The following is a 14,745-nucleotide window of genomic DNA, read 5'->3' as shown; positions in this document are numbered from 1 at the left end:
TCAAGCTGCCTGTTTGGCCGTGACGAAAGCCGCGAGGCTGGTCACGTTGGCGAAGTGGTTGCGGGTGTCCTTGGCATCGGCGTCGATCTTGATGCCGTACTTTTTCTGGATGGCCAGGCCCAGTTCCAGGGCGTCGACGGAATCCAGGCCCAGGCCTTCGCCGAACAGCGTCATGTCGTCGCCGATGTCGTCGACGCTGATGTCTTCGAGGCCCAGGGCATCGATGATCAGCCGTTTTATCTCACGGTGCAGATCGCTCATCTTCGGCGAGCTCCTTAATGAAAAGTTGGTGCAAATAATCGTTGAGCTTGCGCGAGGCCTGGGGTGCGGGCCCCTGCGCGGCAAAGGTCTGTGGGTCTATATCGGCGCCGACGCGAAAACTGAAATGCACGCGGCGGCTGGGGATCCGATACCAGGGTTCGGCCTTGGTCAGCGTGGTGGGGCTGACCTTGATGATCACCGGTGTGAGAAGTCTGGCACCGCGCAGCGCGATGGCCGCGGCCCCCCGATGAAAGGCCGGCGCCTGGCCCGGGCGGGTGCGGGTGCCTTCGGGGAAAATGATCAGGGGCTGGCCGTCCTTCAGGGCGTCGGCGGCGGCATCGAGCATTTCCAGGCTGCCGTCGTTGCTGATGTAGCCGGTGCGGCGCAGCGGGCCGCGGGTGAACGGGTTGGTCCACAGGCTCTGTTTCACCACGCAGTTGGCGTGGGGCACCAGGCCGATCAGGAACACCACGTCGATCAGCGACGGGTGGTTGGCGATGATCATCTGGCCGGGCCGGCCGAGGCGTTCGGCGCCCTGGATGTCGTAGGTCAGCACGCCGGTGCGGGCCATGAACCGCACGAAGAACCAGAACAGCCGGCTGACGGTCTGGCGCGCCCGCCGGCGATGGGCCTGGGCGTCGCCCGGCAGGCAGGCCAGCAACGGAAACACCAGCAGGCGCAGGCACAGGCCGCCGAGCCCGAACAACGCGAAGCTTGCGGCAGTGGCCAGCAGGCGCCAGTGGTAGGCGTCGCGGTGTTTTCCGGTCACAGGTTGCGTTGCCAGGTCCATACTCGATTTTTCCAGGCATGTTGGCAAAGGGTTTGCTGGCCGAGCAGGGTCTGCACAAGGTTCAGCGCGTGGGGCCAGTGCGCGTTGGACAGCGCACCGGGGGTGCTGTTCAGCGTCAGCCGCCAGCCGGTGCCCGGCGTCAGCAGCAGGCCGAGGGCGTAGGGGAACGGCACGTCGTCGATCCACGCCGAATAGGCCTGGGGCGGCTGTTCTTCGGCGATCACCAGCAGGACGGCCGGTGCGCCTTCGTCCAGCAGTGCGCAGGCTTCGAGCATGCCGTGCTCCAGCCCGTCGCCGGCGGCGGCGAGCGCGGTCATCTCGCTGGTTTCGCCGCGCATGATCGACCACAGGCCGATGATCGCGTTGTGCACCGACAGGCTGAACTGGGTCGGCGACAGTGGCTGTTCCGTGGCCAGATCGCTGAGGATGTCGAAGGTGCGCGGGGTCTCGCCGTGCCGCGACACGAACACCAGCGGCAGGTCGTCCCGGCCTTCGGCCAGGGGCCAGCCGACGCTGAACGCCATCCGTGCCAGACGGCTGAGACGGCGGCGCTGCATGGCCGGCAGGAACGACACATCGGGGGCGGCGTCGCTGGCCTCGGGCACGAGCGGCCGCTGGCTCCATTCCTGCCAGGCCTGCTCGCTGTCGAGCCCCGGGGCCCATGCGCGCCATTGGGCGATGTTGAAGTTGATCACGGACATTCATCCCGCCCCTGCGGGCTTCGTTGACGCGGTTCGACCGATGCCGCGGCCGGGCTTCAGGTGCCGTGGGCGCGGCGCTTGGCGCCGGGTGGCGCGCATTATCCCGGTGCGACGAGTGTGTAGCAAATGTTGGTTACATTTTGTACAGCACAATGTACCGAATGGTACGCATTGCGGACTGCCGGTGGCTATTTTCCAGATTGAGCAAGCCGTGTCTGTCAGCCAAGTCAGCGTGAGCGGGCAGAGTCTGCGCGAATGTTGTCGGCTATTTGCGTATGACCTTGTAGTCCGCTTCGGCGAAGGTAGCGAAGCAGGGCCAGGCGCATCTACACTCGGTCATTCTTTGATGGACGGAGGTCTAGTCATGCGGCGCGTGGTGTTCAATCAGAAAGGTGGCGTGGGCAAATCCAGCATTGCCTGCAATCTGGCGGCGGTCAGCGCCAGCGAAGGCTATCGCACGCTGTTGGTGGATCTCGACGCCCAGGCCAACTCGACCCAGTACCTGACCGGGCTCACCGGGGAAGACATCCCGATGGGCATCGCCGACTTCTTCAAACAGACGCTCTCGTCGGGGCCGTTCTCGAAGAAGAACCAGGTGGACATCTACGAGACCCCGTTCGACAACCTGCATGTCATCACCGCCACCGCCGAGCTGGCCGACCTGCAGCCCAAGCTTGAGGCCAAGCACAAGATCAACAAGCTGCGAAAGCTGCTGGAAGAGCTGGACGGCGAGTACGACCGGATCTACCTCGACACCCCGCCGGCGTTGAACTTTTATGCCGTATCGGCGTTGATCGCCGCTGACCGTGTGTTGATCCCCTTCGATTGCGACAGCTTCTCGCGCCAGGCACTGTACGGCCTGATGGCGGAGATCGAAGAACTGAAGGACGACCACAACGAAGCGCTGGAGGTGGAGGGCATCGTGGTCAACCAGTTCCAGGCCCGGGCCAGCCTGCCCCAGCAGATGCTCGACGAACTGATCGCCGAAGGCCTGCCGGTGCTGCCGGTTTACCTGGCCAGTTCGGTCAAGATGCGTGAGTCGCACCAGGCCAGCATCCCGTTGATCCACCTGGATCCGCGGCACAAGCTCACCCAGCAGTTCGTCGAGCTGCACAACCTGCTGACGGACGCCTGAAAAGGGTAGGAGCGAACCTGCTCGCGATGAGGGACGTTTGCTCAGCGCAGATGCCGAACGGCAAACCGCCTTCGCGAGCGGGCTCGCTCCCACATTGTTGGGGCCGCTGTCAGATGCCCTGGCTGCGCAGCCAGGCCATCAGTTGCGGCAGCGGAAACGCGCCGCTCTGGCGCGCCACCTCTTTGCCGTTCCTGAACAGGATCAGGCTCGGGATCGAACGGATCCCCAACTGCGCCGACAATTGCTGATTGGCCTCGCTGTCGAGCTTGGCCAGCCGGCATTTGCCCGCCAGTTGCGCCGCGGCCTGCGCGAACACCGGCGCAAACGACTTGCACGGCCCGCACCAGTCCGCCCACACGTCCACCAGCAACGGCAGGTCGCCCTTGATCTGGCTGGCGTAGTCGCCCTGATTCAGCTCGAAAGGCTTGTCCAGCAGGACATCGGCCTTGCAGCGCCCGCATTTCGGGTGGTCGCCCAAGCGATCGGCGGGGATGCGGTTGAGGCCGTTGCAGGTGGGGCAGGGGATGAGCAGTGCTTCAGTCATGGGGATTCTTCGATAGGCGTTCGGTGAGCATTAATTGGTGTCGCGGGAGCGAATTATCAATGTCGCAACTGCTCACAGTTTCAACCGGTTCCCGGCTCGAATCAAAACTACGCTGCAAGGCACCTGAACGTTTTGTGCGTCTATCGTCAGGAGATCGCTTTGCCTGAATCTGCGTGCTACTTTTGTTGCACTTTCGGGGAGTCCAACGACTCCTTTTTCTCGGAACGGAGTGACGCCATGTCTGTGACCTCCAGGATCCGTCGCCAAGGTGGGGCGGCGATCATCACGATACCGCCGACACTGCTCAAGCTCATGCACCTCGAAGTGGGGGCGCAGCTTGAACTGAATGTGGTGGATGGCGAACTGATTGCCCGCCCGGTGGATCCATCCGCACGTAAACGCTACCGGTTGTCTGAGCTGCTTGAGGGGGCCGAGCAGCTTCAAGAGTTGAATGCTCAGACGGCTGAAGCCCGGGAAGGCAGTCCGATCGGGCGGGAATTGGGTTGATGGTGCGCAGGCAACCCCCGCAGCGGGGGGATGTGTACTGGATTGATCCCAATCCCGTTGCCGGAAGGGAAATGATGAACCGCCACCGCTTTGTCGTTATCACGCCATGCGAGATCAACGCGTTGGGCGTCAGCATGACCGTCCCGGTGACCAGCGGAGGCAACTTTGCCCGCAGTTCTGGCCTTGCCGTGACCGTCAGCGGCCATGAGACCAATGGTGTGGCGGTGTGCAACCAGGTGCGAAGTTTCGATATCGAGCAGCGCGTGCGAGAAGGCTCGGCCAAGTTCATCGAGCGGTTGGACGACGTGACGATGGCGGACATCGTCGCCCGTGTCGTGAGCGCCATCGACCCTCTGGAATGAAACGGCTCACGACGAACAACTGATCTCCAGATGCTTGCCCCACTCCGGCGGTCGCTCGGCGTAGCTTTCCATCCCCGGCTGTTCCTCGAACGGCTTGCTCAGCACCGCGTGCAGGCGGCGAACCTCTGAATAGTCGCCGCTCTCGGCCGCTTCGATGGCCCGCTGGGCCAGGTAGTTGCGCAGTATGTACAGCGGATTGACCGCGTGCATGCGCGCCCGGCGCTGCTCCTGGCCGGTGTCGCCGTCCCGTGCGGCGCGGGCGACATAGCGCTCGCCCCAGGCATCGAAGCCCTTGATGTCGACGAAGTCGTCGCGCAGCCGGGCGACGGCCTGCTCCGCCGGCTCTTCGCCCAGGCGGCGGAAGAACAGGGTGTAGTCGACGCCGCTGTTCTGCATCAGTTGCAGCAACTGTTCGAGCAATGCCTGATCCCCGTCCTCGGCGGTGGTGAAGCCGAAGCGGCGGCGCATCAGGTCCAGGTAATGGGCCTGGAACAGCGGCAGGTACAGGCCGAGGGTTTCGCGCAGGGCCTCGACGCTGATGAACGGCGTCAGGGCCTGGGCCAGGGCGCTGAGGTTCCACTGGCCGACCGGCACCTGGTTGCTGAAGGAGTAGCGCCCCTGGTCGTCGGAGTGGTTGCAGATGAAGTGGGCGTCGAAGTCGTCGAGGAAGGCATACGGGCCGTAGTCGAAGGTGATGCCGAGGATCGACATGTTGTCGGTGTTCATCACTCCGTGGCAGAAGCCGTAGGCCTGCCATTGGGCGATCAGTCCGGCGTTGCGCTCGACGATCTCGCGGAACATCGCCAGGTACGGTTCCGGTTGTTCCAGGCAATGGGGGAAATGCTCGGCCAGCACGTGTTCGCCCAGTTGCTTCTGCTGCTCGGTGCGCTGGGTGTAGTAGAAGTATTCGAAGTGGCCGAAGCGGATGTGGCTCGGCGCCAGGCGCAGCACCATCGCCGCGCGTTCCTGTTTCTCGCGCCATACCGGGGTGTCTGAGCCGATCACGCACAAGGCGCGGCTGGTGGGGATGTTCAGGGCATGCAGCGCCTCGGAGGCGAGGAACTCGCGGATCGACGAACGCAGCACCGCACGGCCGTCGCCCATGCGCGAGAACGGCGTCTGCCCGGCGCCCTTGAGGTGCAGGTCCCAGTGTTCGCCGGCATCGTTGACCGCTTCGCCCAGCAGCAGGCCGCGACCGTCGCCCAACTGCGGCGTGTAGCCGCCGAACTGATGCCCGGAATAGACCATCGCCCGCGGTTCAGCCTCGGCCCAGAGCTTGTGGCCGCCGAACAGTTCGGCGAATTCCTTCGTTTCGGCCGTTGCGGGGTCGAGGTCCAGCAGCGCCAGGGCGGCCGGGCTGGCGACCACCAGCCGCGGATTGTCGATGGGGTCGGGCAGCACATGGGCCGAGAACGCATCGCCCAGGCGGGCGAAGCGGTTGTCGAAGGTCAGTTCGTCGAGGGCTTTCAAGGGCCGGCTCCAGCAGAATGTCCGAGCATTCTGCTGGGAATAGGCCGGTTAGTCGAGCTTGGCCGGCGGCGGTTCCTGCAGCGGCTTTTGGTTGTCGGCGACCGGCACGATGGTTTTGGCCTCGGGCTCGATGGGCACCATCTTGTATTCCTGGCCGTGGAGGTTTTTCAGGTAGACCTCCATCTGGCGGAACGAGATGTTGATGTGCTGCTTCTTGAACTCGCGGTTGATGAAGCGGTTGACCTCGTCGATCACCGGGTTGCGGTCGCCGAGGTCGCGCACGTGCATGCGCAGCTCGTGGTCCAGGGTGCTTTCGCCGAAGTTGAGGAAGTACACGTGCGGCTCCGGCTCCTTGAGCACCCGCGGGTTTTCCCGGGCGGCCTTGAGCAGCAGTTCCTTGACCAGGTCCAGGTCCGAGCCGTAGTCCACGCCCAGCTTGAGCGTGACCCGGGTGATGGTGTCGGTCAGCGACCAGTTGATCAGTTGCCCGGTGATGAACGTCTTGTTCGGGACGATGATGTCCTTGCGGTCGAAGTCGGTGATGGTGGTGGCGCGGATGCGGATCTTGCTCACCGTGCCCGACAGGTTGCCGATGGTGATGGTGTCGCCGATCCGCACCGGGCGCTCGAACAGGATCATGATGCCGGAGATGAAGTTGGCGAAGATCTCCTGCATGCCGAAGCCCAGGCCCACCGACAGCGCCGCCACCAGCCATTGCAGCTTGTCCCAGCTCACGCCGAGGGTGGAGAGGGTGGAGACGAAACCGACCCCGGCGATCACGTAGGACAGCAGCGTCGTGGTGGCATAGGCGCTGCCCTGGGCCAGGTTCAGTTTCGACAGCACGAACACTTCCAGCAGGCCCGGCAGGTTGCGCGCCAGGGCGAAGGTGATGCCGATGATGATCAGCGCGCCGAGCATGTCGCCGATGCTGATCGGCACCATGCTCATGTTGGCGCCGGTGCCGCTGGTGTATTCGTAGAGGGTGACGTTGTCCAGGTACGAGAACACCGTGATCAGGTCCGCCCACGCCCAGTACAGCGCGGCGATGAAGCCGCCGAGCAGGGCCAGGCGGATCAGGCGCAGGGACTGTTCGTTGACCTTCTCGATGTCCAGGGTCGGCTCTTCGATGACGGCCTCGCCGTCGCCGGCCTCCTTGGCCGCCTGCCGCTTGGCCAGCGCCCGCTGGTAAGCCAGGCGCCGCGCCGCCACGGCCAGGCCGCGCACGAAGGTGGCCTCGATGACCAGCCAGAGCATCAGCAGGTACAGGGTGTTGATCAGGCGGTCGCTGAGCTTCAGCGCGGTGTAGTAGTAGCCGAAGCACACGGCGACGAACAGCGCGATCGGCAGCAGGGTGAACATGATCCCCACGGCCTTGCGAAACAGCGAGGCGTTCTCGTGGGTCGGGCTGCTGATCAGCAGGCGGCTGAGCAGCCAGGCCATCAGGGCGTAGCAGGTCAGCACCACCGGCATGCCGATCACGTCGTCGGCCAGCGCCGCCGGTTGCAGCTCGGCGACCGCCACCACGGCCACCAGCGCCATCACCACCAGCCCGAGCCGGCGGATCCAGCCCTGGAGGAACTCGACCTGCGGCTTTTCCCAGCGGAAATGCAGCTCGGCCACGCCGCCCGGCGCGAGGATCCGGTAGGCGGTGTAGAACACCAGCCAAGCCTGGGCCATCTGCAGCAAGGCCGCGCCCATGTTGGCGTTCTGCCCCCGGGCGTCGATCTGCAGGGCCAGGCCGCAGAGGGCCAGGCCCAGGGTCACCGGCATCGCCAGCAGGATGTTGATCAGGATCGCCTGAGGCGTGTGCCACTGGCTGTCGCGCTTGAAGTGGCCGATGTCCTGGTGGACCTTGTTCAGGCGCGCATACAGGTGCTTGCGCCGCCACAGCAGCGCGCCGATCAGCAGCGCCAGCGGCAGGAACAGCAGCGGACGCTGGGTCAGGCCGTCGGTCAGTTCGCTGAGGCTGGAGGCCAGCGGCAGGGTGTCGATCTGCCGTTTGAGGCGCTCCGGAATGCCGCGCATCCATTCCAGGTCCAGCGGCTTGTTGCTGGGGATCCAGAACATCTGCTCGTCGAGGGTCGCGCGCAGGCTCTGGGCGGTGCTCAGCAATTGCTTCTGGTTCAGTTGCAGGGTGATCGATTCGTTGAGCACCGCGCTCAGTTCGCGGTTCAGGCGCTCCAACAGGTCGGCGCGGGTGTTGGCCAGCTCCAGCAGGCTTTTGCGCAGTTGCGGGGTGACTTGCTCCGGCGGCTGGGTGGACAGCAGGTTGTCGACGTAGGCGGCCGGGTTGCTCAGCAGCTCACGCTGCTGGCTGACTTCGAACTGGTACAGGCGGATGTCGGCGATCTGGTCCGCCAGGTCACGGTCGACCCGCAGCCGCGGCAGCGCCTGCTTCTGCTTGTAGAGGATCTTGGACAGCAGCAGGCTGCCCTTGAGCACGTTGATCTGCTCGTCGAGGGCCGAGTCGCTCTGGGTCAGGCTGTCCAGCTGCTGCTTGGTCTGCAGGTTCTGCTGGGTGACTTCGTTGAGGCGGTCGGTGCTCTTGAGCAAGTAGTCCGAGAGTTTCAGGTTGGCCGCGCTTTCGGTGGCCAGCAGGCTGCTGCCGCCGGCCTTCTGGGCCTCGATGGACTGTTGGGTGACGGTCTCCTGGGACTGGGCCAGGCGCTTCTGGTTGATCAGGGTCTGCAGTTCCTGAAGCTCGCGGTCCAGGCGGTCGGACTTCTCCGAGAGCAGGTCATGCTGGCTGTTGCCCAGGTCCTGCAGCTGGCTGTTGCCGGCCAGTTCCTGGCGGCGCAGCGGGATCAGGGCGTTCAGGGCCACGAGTTCGGCATTGAGCAGGTCGCGCTGTTCGGCGGTCAGCGGCTTGCCGCTGTCCTTGCCGGTCTTGAGCACGGTGTTGATCTGCTGGATGCGCGTCTGGCTGCCGGCGATCTCGGCCTGGGCGCGCTCGGGGCGGGTCTGGGCGGTGATGATCAGGCTGTTGGCGTCGGCCAGGGCCTTCTGCATGTCGCTCTGCTGGGTCGAGCGCTCGGCCAGCATCTGTTCCAGTTGCGCGATCGATTCCTTGGGGAAGCGCTGCGCCACCGGCACCACGCTGCTGGCCTTGAGCCGCGTCAGTTCGCGGGTGTTGTCGAGGGTCTGCTTGGGGGCGGTGGCCAGCTGCTGCTTGAGGTCGCTCAGCTTGCGTTCGTAGTCGCGCCGGTTGTTGAGCTGGGTCAGCGTGTTCTGCAGCACTGTCTGCAGGGCCTTCTGGTCGGCCTCCGGCAGTTTGCGGTCGGCGATCTTGTCCAGGCTGGCCTGCACGGCTTCGCTGGACGGCGGCTCGGCGGCGTGGAGCGGGCCGACGGAAAGACTCAGGCCCAGCAGGGCCGCGGCGAAAAAGGAACGCAGGGTAGGCATAGAGACCGGTCAAGCAAGTGAAGGTGGACGCAGTTTAGAGGAAGAGCCCGGGGCCCGGGCGACTTCCTTCGGGGAATCTGACGCCCACTTTGCCGATCTTGTTCCCGTCCATGACCGCGACCGTCCAGTGGGTGTTGTTCCACTCCACCTGGTCGCCGACCACCGGGGCGCCCCCGACTTTCTGGGCGATGAAGCGGCCCAGGGTCATGTCCGGATCGATGCCCTCGGCGGACAGGCCGTAAAGGGCGGCGACGGCTTTAAGCTGGGCGTCTCCTTCGAGCACGAAGTCGCCGAAGAAGCGCAGGTCCAGGCCCCGCTGCGGCGCCTGGCTGAACAGTTTTCCGAGGGCCGGCAGGTTGTGTTCGTGGCCGATGACGCACAGCAGATCGTCGACTTCCAGCACCGTACTACCCGACGGATGGAGCAGTTGCTGGCCACGGAACAGGGCTGCGATGCGGGTGCCTTCGGGCATTTTCAGCTCGCGCAGGGGCGAACCGATGCACCATTTCTCCGCGCCGAGGCGGTAGACGAACAGCTCCCACTCACTGGTGACGTGCACCTCCAGCGCCGAGCGGGAGATCGGCGCCGGCTCCGGCGGCACGGTGACCTTCAGCAGGCGGGCGACCCAGGGCAAGCTGGTGCCCTGCACCAGCAGCGACACCAGCACGATGAAGAAGGCGAGGTTGAAGTACAGCTGCGCATTGGGCAGCCCGGCCATCAGCGGGAACACCGCCAGGATGATCGGCACCGCGCCGCGCAGGCCGACCCAGGAAATGAAGGCTTTCTCGCGGCCGTGGAACGCCTTGAACGGCAGCAGGCCGACCACCACCGACAGCGGCCGGGCGAACAGAATCATCCACAGCGCCAGGCCCAGGGCGGGCAGGGCGATGGGCAGCAGGTCGTGCGGGGTGACCAGCAGCCCCAGCACCAGGAACATGCCGATCTGCGCCAGCCAGGCCATGCCGTCGAGCATGTGCAGGATGCCGTGGCGGCTGCGCACCGGGCGGTTGCCGATCACCAGGCCGCACAGGTAGACCGCCAGGAAGCCGCTGCCGTGCAGGGCGTTGGTCAGGGCGAACACCACCAGGCCGCCGGCGATCACCAGGATCGGGTACAGGCCGGTGGCGAGGTTGATCCGGTTGACCAGTTGCAGCATCAGCCAGCCGCCGCCCAGGCCGATCACCCCGCCGATGCCGAACTCGCGGATCAGGTGGGTGAGCAGGCTCCAGTGCAGGCCGGTCTGGCCGCTGGCGAGCATGTCGATCAGGGTGACGGTGAGGAACACCGCCATCGGGTCGTTGCTGCCGGATTCGATCTCCAGGCTGGCGGTCACCCGCTCGTTCAGGCCTTTGCCGCCGAGCAGCGAGAACACCGCCGCGGCGTCGGTGGAGCCGACGATGGCGCCGATCAGCAGGCCCTGGATCAGGTTCAGGTCGAACAGCCAGGCCGCGGCCATGCCGGTCAGGCCCGTCGTGATCAGCACCCCGACCGTGGCCAGCGACAGCGCCGGCCACAGCGCCACGCGGAAACTCGACACCCGGGTGCGCAGGCCGCCGTCGAGCAGGATCACCGCGAGCGCCAGGTTGCCGACCAGGTAGGCCGTCGGGTAGTTGTCGAAGATGATCCCGCCGCCGTCGACCCCGGCGGTCATGCCCACGGCGAGGATGATGACCAGGATCGGGATGCCCAGGCGGGAGGACAGTGAGCTCACCAGAATGCTTGCACCTACCAGCAACGCGCCGATCAAGAACAGGCTGTTGATGGTCGTCGCATTCAAAGGCATCACTCCAGAAAAGCGTAAAGGCGGGCACGGACTGACCATGCAGTCTGTGTGCCAGCGATAATAACCTGCGCAAATGCGCGGCTGTCAAAGAGCTTTTTGCGCACCCCTTGCGATACCGCGGACAGACTTGGATTTTGTGGTGAGGGAGCAGGCTCCCTCACCGCTGGAGGGCTTAGAGGCTGAAGCGGCCGACCATGTTGTTCAGATCCAACGCCAGGCGCGACAGTTCGTTGCTCGCCGCACTGGTCTGATTCGCGCCGGTGGCCGACTGCACCGAGAGGTCGCGGATGTTCACCAGGTTGCGGTCCACTTCCCGCGCCACCTGCGCCTGCTCTTCGGCGGCGCTGGCGATCACCAGGTTGCGCTCGTTGATTTCGACGATGGCGCTGTTGATGGTGTCCAGCGACAGGCCGGCGCCGCGGGCGATGTTCAGGGTCGATTCGGCGCGTTCGGTGCTGTTGCGCATCGAGTCCACGGCGTGTTCGGTGCCGCTCTGGATGCTGCCGATCATCCGCTCGATCTCGCTGGTCGACTGCTGGGTGCGGTGGGCCAGGGCCCGCACTTCGTCGGCCACCACCGCGAAGCCGCGACCGGCTTCGCCTGCACGGGCGGCCTCGATGGCGGCGTTGAGGGCCAGCAGGTTGGTCTGGTCGGCCAGGCCACGGATCACGTCTAGCACCTTGCCGATGTCGCGGGATTCGTTGGCCAGGTCGCCGATCAGGGTGGCGGTGCTCTGCACGTCGGCGCTCATGCGTTCGATGGCGCTGACGGTCTCCATCACCAGGTCGCGGCCGTCGCCGGCGGAGGTGGTGGCGTGCCTGGAGGCTTCGGAGGTGCTGACCGCGTTGCGGGCGACCTCTTCCACGGCGCTGGTCATTTCGTTGACCGCGGTGGCGGCCTGCTCGATCTCGTTGTTTTGCTGGGTCAGGCCACGGGCGCTTTCGTCGGTGACGCTGTTGAGCTCTTCGGCGGCGGAGGCCAGTTGGGTGGCCGAGCCGGAGATCCGCTGCAGGGTGTCGCGCAGCTTGGACTGCATCTTGGCCATGGCCGCCAGCAGGCGACCGGCTTCGTCGCTGCCGTCGACGTGGATCGAACGGGTCAGGTTGCCTTCGGCGATGGTTTCCGCCGCGTCCAGGGCCTTGGCGATCGGCTTGGTGATGCTGACGGTCAGCAGCCAGGCGAACAGGAACGTCAGGCCGGTGGCGATCACCAGCAGGCTCACCACCAGGGTGAACGCGGTGGCGTACTGGTCGGCGGCGTTCTGGTTGGTCTTGCGGATCTGCTCGCCGTTGATCTGCATCAGCTGGTTGAGCACGGTGTTGATTGCTTCGGAGTTGTCCAAAAGCTCGGTGTTCACCAGATTGCGCAGCGCATCCACCTGATTGTTGCGCGACAGGGTCTTCATCCGGTCTTCGATCTGGCGGTACTGCGCCAGCAACTGCACGTACTGGTCATAGGCGGCACGTTCCTGCGGGCTGCTGATCAGCGGCTCGTAGTCGGTCTGGGCCTTGCGGATCTGCTGGTTGCGCATCTCCAGCAGCTCGATGGTCTTTTGCTGGACGTCCGGCTCGCGGTTCACCAGCAGGCGGTACGACAGCACCCGCAGGCGCAGGGACAGCTGGGTGAACTCGTCGAGGTTCTTGATGCTCGGCACGCTGCTGGTGGTGATGTTCTCGGCGGCGCTGCGGATGTTGCTCATCTGGTTCAGGGCGAAGACGCCGAGGATCAGCATCAGGGCGCCGATCAGCGAGAAACCGGTGAAGGCCCGGGGGGCGATGTTCATGTTGCGAAGGGACATTGGGGATACCAGGAAGGGCCGCGTCCTTGCGGGCTGAGACTGCTGTTGGCTGACTTATCGGTCATGGGATGGAAGTCTTGAGCCCCTGTGCGCATTTGCCGCATCGGGCCCCAAGCGACGAAGTGCAGGAACCCAATCGGCCGACGGCAGTCTCTAAAGCTCGCGAGAACGGTCGACCGCCAGGAAAATCAAGGCCTTGCGCCGGTTTAACCCTGGCATCCACGGTGACTTTTCTTTATCGTACGCGCCCTTTGAAAAATGCCTGGAAATCAAAATGTTGGAAGCCTCCCTCAGCCAATTGGAACAGCTCGTCAGCGACCTGGTGCAACAGAACCAGACCCTTTCGCACACCAACCAGTCCCTGACCGCGGAACTGGCCCAGGCCAAGGATGAAAACGAAAGCCTGCAACTGAGCCTGATGGAGCAGGAAGAGAAGCACGGCGCCACCGCCGCCCGCATCCAGGCGCTGGTCGACCGGGTCAACGCAGGTCCGGTCAGCGTATGAGCCACGGAGCCGGGGTAAAGGTCATCTCCATTCTCGGGGAAGACTATTCGATCAAGGCACCGGCCGGGGAAGAACAGACCCTGATGGACGCGGCCATGATGCTCAAGGCCGCGCTGGCCGACACCAAGCGCAAGTACCCGACCCTGATCGGCGACCGCCTGCTGGTGCTGGCGGCGATGAACCTGTGCTCGCAGCAGATCGAAATGAAGAAGCAGCACCAGCAGGAACTCGAGCGTTACCAAGAGCAAGTCAGCGCCACGGTCGAGACCATCGCCAAGACCATCCACCAGGGTTGATGGCCTGAGCACAACCTGGGAATAAGATTGTCGATTGAGCTGTATACAATCGGCACGGCTGTTGCAGTGTTTCAGCCTCTTATTCCTCGGGGGTGATCCATGCAGTTCTGGCGGCGCAGTATTCAGTGGCAGTTGATCCTCGGCATGGGCACCGCCCTGCTGGTCAGCATTCTGATCGTGGTCGGCATTTATACCCTGGTGGTCAACCGCCTCGCCCAGAGCTATCTGGTGGAACAGGCGCTGCCGTCGAGCATCGAGGCGACGCGCAACGACATCGAACGCATCCTCGTCCAGCCGCTGACGGCCGCCAAGGACATCGCCAGCAACCAGATGGTGCGCGACTGGCTCGCCAACGGCGAAGACAGCAGCCAAACGGCAGCCTTCGTGCAGTATCTGGAAGGCATCCGCGCCGAACATAAAGCATTCACGGCGTTGATCGTCGGCACCGCCTCCAACCATTACCTCACCGAAAAAGGCCTGGACCGCACCCTCAGCCGCTCCAACCCGGCCGATGCCTGGTTCTATGCCTTTCTGGACAGCGGCCAGCCGCGTACCCTCAACATCGACAAGGACGGCGCCACCGGCGAGCTGGCGCTGTTCATCGACCTCAAGGTCGAGCAGGCCGGCAAGACGGTGGGCGTGGCGGGGCTCGGGCTGAGCATGAAAGAGCTGTCGCAGCTGATCCACGACTTCAGCTTCGGCGAGCGTGGCAAGGTCTATCTCGTGCGTTCCGACGGTCTGATCCAGGTGCACCCCGAGGCGCAGTTCAGCGGCAAGCGCACGCTGAGCGAGCAGATCGGCGCAGGTGCCGCGCAAGCCGTGCTGGGCCAGAAGACCGCGGTGAGCGCCACCTTCAGGCGCGATGGCGAAGATTTCCTCGCCTTCAGCCTGCCGCTGCGCGATCTGGGCTGGACGCTGGTGGCCGAAGTGCCGCAGTCGCAGATCTACGCCGAGGCCCGCCGTGCGATGTGGATGAGCAGCGGCATCGGCGTCGCGGTGGCGCTGCTGTGCCTGGCGCTGGTGGTGTGGCTGGCCCAGGGATTGGTGCGGCCGATCCGTCAGGTAACAGCGGCATTGGTAGCGATCGGTAGCGGTGGTGGAGATTTGACCCATCGGTTAGATTCCAGCCGGGCCGATGAGCTGGGCGACCTCGCCCGCGGCTTCAACCGTTTCCTGGACAGCCAGCGCGCC

The 14,745-nt window shown here is 64.7% G+C and carries 12 protein-coding genes and 3 pseudogenes; 6 read left to right on the top strand and 9 right to left on the bottom strand.

Features of this window, described 5'->3' with window-relative positions; genetic code table 11:
* Genes CAG33_RS20805 through CAG33_RS20795 form a run of 3 tightly spaced genes read right to left on the bottom strand, consistent with a single transcriptional unit; the run spans position 1 to position 1,752 of the window.
* Positions 1–261, bottom strand: a complete 261-nt coding sequence (locus CAG33_RS20805; RefSeq protein ID WP_085585367.1) for a phosphopantetheine-binding protein — start codon at positions 259–261, stop codon at positions 1–3.
* On the bottom strand, positions 242–1,051 hold the full coding sequence (locus CAG33_RS20800) for a 1-acyl-sn-glycerol-3-phosphate acyltransferase (RefSeq protein WP_085640388.1): 810 nt from the start codon (positions 1,049–1,051) through the stop codon (positions 242–244). The genes CAG33_RS20805 and CAG33_RS20800 overlap by 20 nt, the downstream gene beginning before the upstream one ends.
* A complete protein-coding gene (locus CAG33_RS20795) occupies positions 1,027–1,752 on the bottom strand; it encodes a beta-ketoacyl synthase chain length factor (protein ID WP_085640386.1) in 726 nt (241 codons plus the stop codon). The genes CAG33_RS20800 and CAG33_RS20795 overlap by 25 nt, the downstream gene beginning before the upstream one ends.
* A 364-nt stretch (positions 1,753–2,116) precedes the next feature.
* Here CAG33_RS20795 and CAG33_RS20790 point away from each other — a divergent pair, with 364 nt between their 5' ends.
* The gene (locus tag CAG33_RS20790) at positions 2,117–2,887 is read left to right on the top strand and encodes a ParA family protein (protein ID WP_085585361.1); all 771 of its coding nucleotides are present in this window, start codon (positions 2,117–2,119) and stop codon (positions 2,885–2,887) included.
* A gap of 109 nt (positions 2,888–2,996) precedes the next feature.
* Here CAG33_RS20790 and trxC read toward each other — a convergent pair whose 3' ends face one another.
* Positions 2,997–3,431 carry a thioredoxin TrxC gene (trxC, locus tag CAG33_RS20785; RefSeq protein ID WP_085631024.1) on the bottom strand — a complete coding sequence of 145 codons (435 nt, stop codon included), beginning with the start codon at positions 3,429–3,431 and terminating at the stop codon, positions 2,997–2,999.
* A 237-nt stretch (positions 3,432–3,668) separates the two neighbouring features.
* On the opposite strand from trxC, the gene CAG33_RS20780 reads away from it, so the two are divergent.
* Entirely contained in the window at positions 3,669–3,938 is a 270-nt protein-coding gene (locus CAG33_RS20780; protein ID WP_085640384.1) for an AbrB/MazE/SpoVT family DNA-binding domain-containing protein, read from the top strand.
* Complete coding sequence (locus CAG33_RS20775; protein ID WP_085640382.1) at positions 3,938–4,300, top strand: type II toxin-antitoxin system PemK/MazF family toxin; 363 nt, start codon at positions 3,938–3,940, stop codon at positions 4,298–4,300. The genes CAG33_RS20780 and CAG33_RS20775 overlap by 1 nt, the downstream gene beginning before the upstream one ends.
* Positions 4,301–4,306: 6 nt before the next feature.
* On the opposite strand, the gene selO is transcribed toward CAG33_RS20775, so the two are convergent.
* The 5 genes and pseudogenes from selO to CAG33_RS29100 all read right to left on the bottom strand — a co-directional run.
* Positions 4,307–5,770, bottom strand: a complete 1,464-nt coding sequence (gene selO / locus CAG33_RS20770) for a protein adenylyltransferase SelO (RefSeq protein ID WP_085640380.1) — start codon at positions 5,768–5,770, stop codon at positions 4,307–4,309.
* Positions 5,771–5,818: 48 nt separating this feature from the next.
* Entirely contained in the window at positions 5,819–9,172 is a 3,354-nt protein-coding gene (gene mscK / locus CAG33_RS20765) for a mechanosensitive channel MscK (RefSeq protein ID WP_085585351.1), read from the bottom strand.
* A gap of 34 nt (positions 9,173–9,206) precedes the next feature.
* Positions 9,207–10,949 (bottom strand): potassium/proton antiporter, encoded by a 1,743-nt coding sequence (locus CAG33_RS20760; protein ID WP_085631022.1) that lies wholly within the window; start codon positions 10,947–10,949, stop codon positions 9,207–9,209.
* A 178-nt stretch (positions 10,950–11,127) separates the two neighbouring features.
* Positions 11,128–11,727: pseudogene (locus CAG33_RS29105) on the bottom strand (methyl-accepting chemotaxis protein); the annotation flags it as partial.
* Between the two features lie 303 nt (positions 11,728–12,030).
* Positions 12,031–12,687 (bottom strand): annotated as a pseudogene (locus CAG33_RS29100) (MCP four helix bundle domain-containing protein); the annotation flags it as partial.
* A 340-nt stretch (positions 12,688–13,027) separates the two neighbouring features.
* Between CAG33_RS29100 and CAG33_RS20750 the strand changes: the two are divergent.
* The 3 genes and pseudogenes from CAG33_RS20750 to CAG33_RS29095 all read left to right on the top strand — a co-directional run.
* Positions 13,028–13,258 (top strand): hypothetical protein, encoded by a 231-nt coding sequence (locus tag CAG33_RS20750; RefSeq protein ID WP_085585344.1) that lies wholly within the window; start codon positions 13,028–13,030, stop codon positions 13,256–13,258.
* Positions 13,255–13,554, top strand: a complete 300-nt coding sequence (locus CAG33_RS20745; protein WP_085585342.1) for a cell division protein ZapA — start codon at positions 13,255–13,257, stop codon at positions 13,552–13,554. Before CAG33_RS20750 ends, CAG33_RS20745 begins: the two co-directional genes overlap by 4 nt.
* Before the next feature lie 99 nt (positions 13,555–13,653).
* A pseudogene (locus tag CAG33_RS29095) lies at positions 13,654–14,724 on the top strand (cache domain-containing protein); the annotation flags it as partial.
* Between the last annotated feature and the right edge of the window lie 21 nt (positions 14,725–14,745).

The organism is Pseudomonas sp. B3(2017) (genome assembly GCF_002113595.1).
Lineage (GTDB): Bacteria > Pseudomonadota > Gammaproteobacteria > Pseudomonadales > Pseudomonadaceae > Aquipseudomonas > Aquipseudomonas ekonensis.
This window is presented reverse-complemented; position numbering and strand designations above follow the sequence as displayed.

Coding starts and splice junctions, on each gene's coding strand:
- CAG33_RS20780 (WP_085640384.1), top strand. CDS start 3,669: ATGTCTGTGACCTCCAGGATCCGTCGCCAAGGTGGGGCGGCGATCATC.
- CAG33_RS20800 (WP_085640388.1), bottom strand. CDS start 1,051: ATGGACCTGGCAACGCAACCTGTGACCGGAAAACACCGCGACGCCTAC.
- CAG33_RS20775 (WP_085640382.1), top strand. CDS start 3,938: ATGGTGCGCAGGCAACCCCCGCAGCGGGGGGATGTGTACTGGATTGAT.
- trxC (WP_085631024.1), bottom strand. CDS start 3,431: ATGACTGAAGCACTGCTCATCCCCTGCCCCACCTGCAACGGCCTCAAC.
- CAG33_RS20745 (WP_085585342.1), top strand. CDS start 13,255: ATGAGCCACGGAGCCGGGGTAAAGGTCATCTCCATTCTCGGGGAAGAC.
- CAG33_RS20795 (WP_085640386.1), bottom strand. CDS start 1,752: ATGTCCGTGATCAACTTCAACATCGCCCAATGGCGCGCATGGGCCCCG.
- CAG33_RS20790 (WP_085585361.1), top strand. CDS start 2,117: ATGCGGCGCGTGGTGTTCAATCAGAAAGGTGGCGTGGGCAAATCCAGC.
- mscK (WP_085585351.1), bottom strand. CDS start 9,172: ATGCCTACCCTGCGTTCCTTTTTCGCCGCGGCCCTGCTGGGCCTGAGT.
- CAG33_RS20750 (WP_085585344.1), top strand. CDS start 13,028: ATGTTGGAAGCCTCCCTCAGCCAATTGGAACAGCTCGTCAGCGACCTG.
- CAG33_RS20805 (WP_085585367.1), bottom strand. CDS start 261: ATGAGCGATCTGCACCGTGAGATAAAACGGCTGATCATCGATGCCCTG.